General features: G+C 66.0%; 8 protein-coding genes and 1 pseudogene. 3 read left to right on the forward strand and 6 right to left on the reverse strand.

Annotated features, from left to right (window positions below):
* Positions 1–26: 26 nt before the first annotated feature.
* Positions 27–1,280: a lytic murein transglycosylase gene (locus DYI42_RS16370; protein ID WP_213547096.1), complete on the forward strand. Its 1,254-nt coding sequence runs from the start codon at positions 27–29 to the stop codon at positions 1,278–1,280.
* Between the two features lie 64 nt (positions 1,281–1,344).
* Here DYI42_RS16370 and DYI42_RS16375 read toward each other — a convergent pair whose 3' ends face one another.
* The 5 genes from DYI42_RS16375 to dapD form a co-directional block, all read right to left on the reverse strand.
* A complete protein-coding gene (locus tag DYI42_RS16375; protein WP_213547097.1) occupies positions 1,345–2,097 on the reverse strand; it encodes a YHYH protein in 753 nt (250 codons plus the stop codon).
* Positions 2,098–2,225: 128 nt separating this feature from the next.
* Positions 2,226–3,257: a sodium:calcium antiporter gene (locus DYI42_RS16380; protein ID WP_213547098.1), complete on the reverse strand. Its 1,032-nt coding sequence runs from the start codon at positions 3,255–3,257 to the stop codon at positions 2,226–2,228.
* A gap of 4 nt (positions 3,258–3,261) precedes the next feature.
* Positions 3,262–3,513 (reverse strand): GlsB/YeaQ/YmgE family stress response membrane protein, encoded by a 252-nt coding sequence (locus DYI42_RS16385; RefSeq protein WP_213547099.1) that lies wholly within the window; start codon positions 3,511–3,513, stop codon positions 3,262–3,264.
* A 102-nt stretch (positions 3,514–3,615) separates the two neighbouring features.
* A complete protein-coding gene (locus tag DYI42_RS16390) occupies positions 3,616–4,485 on the reverse strand; it encodes a hypothetical protein (protein ID WP_213547100.1) in 870 nt (289 codons plus the stop codon).
* Between the two features lie 31 nt (positions 4,486–4,516).
* Positions 4,517–5,344, reverse strand: a complete 828-nt coding sequence (dapD, locus tag DYI42_RS16395; RefSeq protein ID WP_213547107.1) for a 2,3,4,5-tetrahydropyridine-2,6-dicarboxylate N-succinyltransferase — start codon at positions 5,342–5,344, stop codon at positions 4,517–4,519.
* 339 nt (positions 5,345–5,683) lie between these two features.
* Between dapD and DYI42_RS16400 the strand changes: the two genes are divergently transcribed.
* Positions 5,684–6,523 (forward strand): TIGR00730 family Rossman fold protein, encoded by an 840-nt coding sequence (locus tag DYI42_RS16400; RefSeq protein WP_213547109.1) that lies wholly within the window; start codon positions 5,684–5,686, stop codon positions 6,521–6,523.
* 452 nt (positions 6,524–6,975) lie between these two features.
* A complete protein-coding gene (locus DYI42_RS24740) occupies positions 6,976–7,803 on the forward strand; it encodes a GIY-YIG nuclease family protein (protein ID WP_440870646.1) in 828 nt (275 codons plus the stop codon).
* Here DYI42_RS24740 and DYI42_RS16405 read toward each other — a convergent pair.
* A pseudogene (locus DYI42_RS16405) lies at positions 7,803–8,468 on the reverse strand (dimethylsulfonioproprionate lyase family protein); the annotation flags it as partial. The gene DYI42_RS24740 and the pseudogene DYI42_RS16405 sit on opposite strands and share 1 nt — an antisense overlap.
* Positions 8,469–8,470 lie beyond the last annotated feature (2 nt).

Consider the following 8,470-nt stretch of genomic DNA (forward strand, 5'->3'; position numbering starts at 1 on the left):
AGATCTGGCAGCAGACGAGCAGAATCATGAAGCCCCTTTTCACCGCCCTCGCCACGGCGCTCCTCGCGGGCACGGCCCATGCCAGCCCCGCCGTCGTCGAAACCTCCATCCGCCCGCTCGCCCGCCCCGCGCAGGGAGGCCTGCCCGTGGTTGAAGTCGCAAACCAGGCCTTCGAGCGCTGGATCTCCGATTTCAAGGCCAAGGCCCGCGCCGAGGGCATCGACGCCGCCCTGCTGGAGCGCGCCTTCGCGGGTGTCACCTACAACACCACCGTCATCCAGAGGGACCGCAACCAGAACGAATTCACCAAGACGATCTGGGATTACCTCGATACCGCCGCCTCCGACCTGCGCCGTGACAACGGCCAGAAGGCGCTGGCCCGCGAGCTGCAAACGCTCACCGCCATCGAGGCCAAGTATGGCGTCCCGAAAGAGATCGTCACCGCCATCTGGGGGCTCGAAAGCGCCTATGGCACCTTCAAGGGCGATACAGATATCGTCGAAGCGCTCGCCACCCTCGGCTTCGACGGCCGGCGCGGCCCGTTCTTCGAGGCCCAGCTCATGGCCGCCTTCCAGATCCTGCAAGCAGGCGATACCGACCCGCGCGGCATGACCGGCAGCTGGGCCGGGGCCATGGGCCACACCCAGTTCATCCCCACCAGCTACCTCGCCCATGCCGTCGATTTCACCGGCGACGGCAAGCGCGACATCTGGGGCGATGACCCGACCGACGCGCTCGCCTCCACCGCCGCCTACCTCGCCGACGCAGGCTGGGTCACTGGCATGCCCTGGGGCATGGAAGTGGTGCTGCCCGAGGGCTTCGACTACGAGATCGCGGGCGAACACGTCGAGAAATTCGCCGCCGAGTGGAATGCGCTGGGCGTGCGCGACATCGAGGGCAACGAGCTGCCCGACCACGGCCCCGCCTCCATCCGTCTCCCCGGCGGCGCACAGGGCGCGGCCTTCCTCACCTACGGCAACTTCATGGTGCTGGAGCGCTACAACACCGCAGACGCTTACGTCATCGCCGTCGGCCACCTCGCCGACCTCATCGGTGGCGGCAAGCGCATCCAGTCCGGCTGGCCCCGCGAAGACCGCGCCCTGACCCTGCCCGAACGCGAAGAACTGCAAACCCGACTGGAGGCCGCAGGCTTCGACCCGGGCGGCGTAGACGGCAAGATCGGCCCGAAAACCCTGGCAGCGGTACGCGCCTACCAAAAACACATCGGCGTCACCCCCGACGGCTACGCCTCGCTGCATATCCTTCAGAAATTGCGGTAGGGCGGGACTTGTCCCGCCAACCCCGCCGCGCCCGTAGGGTGGGCAATCCTGCCCACCACCACGCTTACCCCCGCCCCTTGAAATCCGCGCTTACCGTGCCGCGAAAGCAGCGCGGGAAGAAGGGGAAGGTCTGGGTGGCGAAATACACGTAACGCCCGTTCACCTTGCCGCCGTTGCACTGGTCGAGGTTGCCGCTGCCGGGCACGAACTCCCAGTCTTCCACATAGGTCCCGTCATAGCGCCCGCCGGGGCCGGAGGGCCGGGTGCCGCTCTTCAGCCGCCACGAGCTGCGCGCGCCCTTGCCGCCGTAGTGAATCTCGAAGCCGTCGGCCGCATAGCCAATCAAGGTGCCCGACGACGCCTTCAGCACGCCGTTCTTCGTCACCCCGTGGTAGTGGTAGAGCCCGCGCTCATCCACATGGGCAAAGGCCTTGTCCATGCCCAGCATATCGGCGGCGCCCATGCCTTCGAGGTTCCAGCCCGAGGAGCGGTCGCGCGAGTGGCCGCGCGGGCTGGACCGATCGTAGTAATCCGCCGTCCCGGGCCGGATCGGGATGCCGGTGAGCGTCACCCCCGAGGTTGGCGCGGTGGTGATCCGTCCGCTGTCCTTCGGCGTCGCATCCACGCAAAGCCGCACTGTCTGTGCCCTGAAGCTGTGCGGGTTGCCCCGGTTCGGGAAGCTCCCGATGGAATGGTTTGGGCTGCCGTTTGAGGTGAAGCAAAGCTGGTCGCCCCGCTTTTCCATGCTGACCTTGTTGGAATGCGCCGTCGCGGGGCTGGCAAGGGCGAGGGCGGCAATGGTAAAAATGACTTTCATCGTGATCTCCAAAAAATCGGTGGCTAATGGAGGGTCAAACGCACCCCGCCGCCCGTTCCGTCGTAGGAAAACAGGGTGGGCAGTCTGCCCACCGCCCGGCGCTCGAGAATGGGCGCCCTGCCGCCCCCTCACGCCCCCAGCACCTCCACCGCCACGGCGGTCCCGTAGATCCCCATCATCAGCACGCTCTCGATCCCGATGCGCCCCGGCCCCTCGCGCTGGCGCAGGATCAGCCCGGCCATCAGCACCGCCGTCATCAAAAGGCCCGTCGCCAGCCAGTAGAGGTCGGCCATCCCCACCGCGTGGTAGAGCGAGCCGTCGCGGTAGGCCACGTCGGAGAAAACGAGAAACAGCGTGTCGAAGGTGTTGCCCCCGATGATCCCGCCCACCGCCAGTTGCAGCGCCCCGCGCCGCACCGCCACCAGCGTCGTCACCAACTCGGGCAGAGAGGTGACCACCGCCGTCACGAGCGTGCCCACGAGGCTGGAGGCCAGCCCGAAGCGCGTCACAAACTCCTGCCCCGCCTGCCCGATCACCCAGCCACACACCGCCATGGCCCCTGCCAGCGCCACGAACACCATCACCGGGCCGCGCGCACTCTCATGCGCGTCCTCCGCCTCTTCCGGGTCGTCGCGCCGGGTCTCGCCGGTCTCCACCGGCTGCCACATCGGCTCTTCGCGCACCGAAGCCGCCAGCCGCACCCCGGCGGCATAGGCGATGAACAGCACCACCGAGACCGGGTGAATGCCGAAATAGGCCACATCCGGCCCCGCCATCGCCGCCACCGGCAGGCTGAGCAGGATCAGCAGCATCACGCATTGAAACAGGTTCGCAGGCTCGGCGGCCGCATGTTCAAGGTTGGCCCGCCGGTGCAGCGTGTCGGCAATCGCCAAGAACAGCGTCTGCGCCGCAATGCCCCCCACCGCGTTGGAAAACGCAAAGGAGGCATCTCCCTGCGCCGCCACGCTCACGCTGACGACCACGCCCGAGAGCGAGGTCGCCCCGCCCAGCAACACGCCGCCCACCAGCGCCTCGCCCATCGCCGTGCGGTCAGCGATGATATCGGCCAGCGCCGTGGCCCGGATCGAGGCCACCACAACAATGCTCCCCGCCACCGCAAAGGCGACGAGGAGCCATGTCAGCGATAGGTCTGAGAGCACGCCGTCAGGAGCGGCGTGCGATGGCCCGGAAACCGAAGATCAGCAGGCAGGCACCCGCGATCCCCACGATCAGCTGCGGCACAACCCGTTCGGCGGCATAGATGCCCAGCAGTTGCAGCAGCAGGTTCAGCACCAGCGCGCCGACGATGCCGAGCACGATATTGGTGATGAGGCCGGTGTCGGCCTTCATGATCATCGAGGCGATCCAGCCCGCGAGGCCCCCGATGATGATCGAGAGAATAAGTCCAAGTCCCATTGTTCCGTCCTTTCCGGTCAACAGCGTGTTACCGCTTTAACCGGGCAGAACGGCCTCCGGTTCCCGCCTTTAGGGTGCGCAATCTGGCCACCACACCCGCCGTCAGGCCACATCCTCCCAAGGCACCATCACCGCGCTCTCCGCGATCTTCCGTGGCATCCACTCAAAGTAGGGGTCCCAGTAGCCCGGCACCTCGCGCTCCATCACGTGGCGGATACCTCTCAGGATCGGCCCCCGCATTCGCTCCGGCGCCTCCAGCAGGCGCGCGGCCTGCTTCATCCATCGAAACGTCATCTGGTCAAAGTCGCCGCCGTAGTGGATGTCATCCAGCACCAGCAGCGCGATACAGGGCAGCCATGTGGCGCCAGTGTCCGGGTCATGCCCCGTGAGCTCCACCACCTCCGCCGGATACCATCGCTCCCCCTTCGGAAAGCGGCAGTCCTCCGTGTCCAGCACCGCCCTGAGCGCCTCGGCGTGGCGCGCCGCATCCATCCCGTAATCCGCATGGGCCACCGCATCGACCATACCGCGCAACTCCTGTGCGATCTGCACCAGCGGCGGGATGACCTGCTCTTTAGGCAGGCTCGTCACCAGCTCCGGCAGCGCCACGCCCAGATCATGCGCCTCATCCGCCGCATGAAGCCCCCGCGCCAGCGCCGCCCGCCGCGCGCCCGGCTGGCTGTCGACAGGCAGGCCCTCCGGCGCAAATCCGATCTGCCCATGCACCGCATCCCCAATGAGCAGCGCCATCGCATAGCCCGCCAGCTCCGCGTCCGCCCCCCGCGCCACCGCGTCCAACGCGATGACATGATCCAGGTAATCCCCATCGCAGGCGAGCTGAAGGTCCGCCTCCAGCGGCACCGCCTTCAGCGCCTCCCCGCCCCGCGCCGCCACCGCAGGCCGCGCAGCCTCCGCCACGCAGCGCAGGTCATGCAACACCTGCCGCTTCGGCCAGTCAGAAAAGCCGATCATGCTGTAGGGTGGGTGAAACCCACCTCCACGATCAGTCCCGCAGCAACTCGTTGATCCCGGTCTTCGAGCGGGTCTTCTCGTCCACCCGCTTCACGATCACGGCGCAATAGAGGTTCAGGTTGTTCTTCGTCGGCATCGAGCCCGAGACCACCACCGAATAGGGTGGCACCTCGCCATACATCACCTCGCCGGTCTCCCGGTCCACGATCTTGGTGCTCTGGCCGATGTACACGCCCATCCCCAGCACCGAGCCTTCACGAATGATGCAGCCTTCCACCACCTCCGAGCGCGCCCCGATGAAGCAGTTGTCCTCGATGATCGTCGGCCCCGCCTGCATCGGCTCCAGCACGCCGCCGATCCCCACGCCGCCGCTCAGATGCACGCCCTTGCCGATCTGCGCGCAGGAGCCGACCGTGGCCCAGGTGTCCACCATCGTGCCCTCGTCCACATAGGCGCCGAGGTTCACGAAGGAGGGCATCAGCACCACGCCCGGCGCGATATAGGCGCTCTTGCGCACCACAGCGTTGGGCACCGCGCGGAAGCCTGCAGCCTTCCACTGGTTGTCGCCCCAGCCCTTGAACTTGCTGTCCACCTTGTCCCACCAGCCGCCACCCTGCGGCCCGCCGTCCTGCTGCTCCATGTCCTTGATCCTGAAGCCCAGCAGCACCGCCTTCTTGGCCCACTGGTTCACATGCCAGTCGCCGTTCTCGCGCCGCTCGGCCACCCGCAGGCTGCCGCCGTCCAGCGCGTTCAGCGTGTCCTCGATCGCCTCCCGCGTCTCGCCCGTGGTGGCGGGGGTGATCGTGTCACGCGCCTCCCAGGCGGCTTCGATGGCGGCTTCAAGCTGGGCGTTCGACATGGGGTGTCCTCCGAAAAATGGTCGCGCCCGTCTTAGCCTCGCCCCCCGCCATGAGCAACGCCTCAGCCACGCACCCGCCCGGAATCAAGCCGAAGGCGCCGGGCAGCGCCGTCCCGCCCGTCGCACCAGAGGTGCGCCGATAATTTGGCGGCCCGCCTGCGGCGGGACGGGGCGGCGCTTGGGTAACGTTCAGGGCAACCTCGCAGGTCGGATGACCACGGCACCATAAAGCGCACCCGATCGAGGGTTGCGTGCGCCACCCCGCGGGACGGCGCTGCCCGGCTTCCCTCTCTCCACCGCCCGCGATACCGTTCCACCAACGAACAGGAAGGACGACCCATGAACGACGCAAGCCGCTTCCGCGACGCCGGCACCGACAAGCGCACCGCCCACGAGGTGCCCGACACGCCGCAAACCCGCGCCCCGGCCTATACCCTCGCCTTCGCCGATGAAGACTTCCTCTGCCGCGACGAGCTTCGCCCCGTCCGCCTCCAGCTCGAACTGCTCAAGCCCGAACTGCTGATGGAGGAGCACGGCATCCGCTCCACCGTCGTCCTCTTCGGCGGCGCCCGCATCCCCGAACCGGCCAAGAAGGACACCGCCCGCACCCAGACCCTCGCCGAGCTCTCCGCCTTCTATGACGAGGCCCGCAGCTTCGCCCGGCTGATGACAGAGCGCTCCCTCGCCTCCGGCGGCACCGAGGATGTCATCGTCACCGGCGGCGGGCCGGGCGTGATGGAGGCCGGCAACCGCGGCGCGGCAGACGCCGGCGGCCACTCCATCGGCCTCAACATCGTGCTGCCCCACGAGCAGGCGCCCAACGAATACGTCACGCCCGACCTCTGCTTCAACTTTCACTACTTCGCCATCCGCAAGATGCACTTCCTGATGCGCGCCCGCGCCATCGCCGTCTTCCCCGGCGGCTTCGGCACGCTGGACGAGATGTTCGAGAGCCTCACCCTCATCCAGACCGGCCGGATGCAAAAGGTGCCCTTCCTGCTGTTCGGAAAGGCCTTCTGGGAAAAAATCATCAACTGGGAGGCGCTGAAAGACGCCGGAACGATCAGCCCCGAAGACATCGAGCTGTTCAAATTCGTGGATTCGGCGGAAGAAGCCATCGCCGCCATCGACAGCTGGGAAGGCGCGGGCGAAAAACGAGGCGCCATCCCCGGCCGTTAGGCCGGGACTGGTCCCGACTCTCCGCGAGCCACCCCGCACCAGTAGGTCGGGACTTGTCCCGACTCACTAAACGCCACCCCGCACCCCCGCAAGCCGGGCGCGCGCCTGCCCGTGGGATGGCGCCGCAACACCGACGCGGGTGCGCTTAATGGCCGAGTGGTCATCCTAGCCCCGAGGTCATCGCAAACGTCAATGAAGCGCCAGCCCGCCCGAACGGGCAGGCGCTCGCCCGGCGCCTTCGGCTTGACTCCGGGCGGGGTGCGGAGCGGATCTATCGTGAAGCAATTTGCCACTTGTGGCTGAGGTTCGGGTCTCGAAGCTGGCACGAGATCTGCTTGCCTAGAAACTTCCAATTCGGCGCCTCTAAAAAGCGCCCAATTCAACTATTTGCTACCTGGATGAACCATTCACGCTTAAAAACTGACATGCCGCCTTGGTCAGGCCTCGAATTGATGGACAGAACCGCTACGCGATCGGTGCTGAAGTCCATAACGGGCAAATTCTACGTCTATGTCCTGGCGCGGCCGGAAGGCACACCTTTCTATGTCGGTAAGGGCAAGGGAGACCGAATTTTCCAGCATGAAGCGGAGGCCCTGAATCCAACTAAATGCAGTCACAAGCTCAACCTGATACGTTCCATTCACCAACGCGGTGAGGGCCTTCGCTACTCGATTGCAGGCCACTTCTCTTGCGAAGAGGCCTGCCTCAAGGAGGAGGAGAGACTGGTGTCATTATATGGCCGCCACGATCTTGGACTTGGGCCCCTGACAAACCAAATCGACGGTGGGGCGGGCGGCAATCCATCGGCTGAGGTCATGATCCGACGTGCAGCTTCCCTCGGTGGAGCGGCGGCCGATCCTGAATGCCGAGCGGGCAATGCGTTTCTAGCTAGTATAGCCGGATCCCAAGACTCGGTCCCAGTGAAAGCATGGAGTCGGTTCAGACGTACAGCGCACCTGCTGCGACCTAGTCCGAACAAGCCCACACCCAAACCAAAGCTAAGAATGGCCAAAGCAATTGCGGCTACAGCCTTGGCCAATAACATACTGCTCGGATCAGGTGTTGTATTGCCACGTCGGTTTACAATCGACGAAGTGGACTACTTAATTGAGAATGGTTGCGGTGGAGATATGATTCATTCGGGTATGGTTGAATCGGTCGAGCCGCGCTTGAGCCCATTCGACGAAAGTCTGCGGCTTACTGAAGTAGGATTTTCGGCTACTTGTGAATTGCTTTCGCGCGAACGACTGGTGGACTTGGGCATATTGCTGCCGGATTGAATCCCCCGCTCAACCCTCTTACCCCGCGTCCACGTCAGCTTCATCCCCGGCGCGTTCAGCTTCTCCTCCGGCCCGATCCACGCATAGGCCAGCAGGCACGGCTCTGTCTCGTCCGTCGTGATCCGGTGCTCATGCCCCGACCCGTTCAAGATCAGCGAGCCCGGCGCATGCACCGCCGCGTCGTTCTCCGACCAGGCGCCAGACACCGACACATAGCTCTCCTCGATCTCCGCATGGGAATGCTGCGGATAGGTCGTCTTCGGCGCGAACAGCACGAAGCCCAAAATCAGCCGCTCGCTCACCACCGGCCCGCGTGGCCCGAGCACCTCGCAATAGGCATACTTCCTCGCCAGCGCGGGTGGCACCTTCTCGTAGCCGTATTCCCACGTCAGCGCGCCCGCCACCCGGCCCAGCGCCATCGCCAGCCCGGCCACCGCGCCGCGCTCTCCCCGGTCCAGCGCCCGGCCCAGATGCGCCACCACCGGCTTCTCCTCCGGCGCCCGCATCCGCAGCTCCGGCCCGGCGTCGATCACCTTCGACAGCATGTCGCGCACCCGCTTGCGGTGCCCCCGGATCAGGCGGCTGCCGCCCGAGGAGCCGTGGCGGTAGAGCGTGTCGAACTCGCGCAGCAGGTAAAGCCAGTCGGGCCGGTCGGTGAGCCGCAGGG

The sequence above is a fragment of the Vannielia litorea genome, assembly GCF_018424695.1.
GTDB classification, from domain to species: Bacteria; Pseudomonadota; Alphaproteobacteria; order Rhodobacterales; family Rhodobacteraceae; genus Vannielia; species Vannielia litorea_A.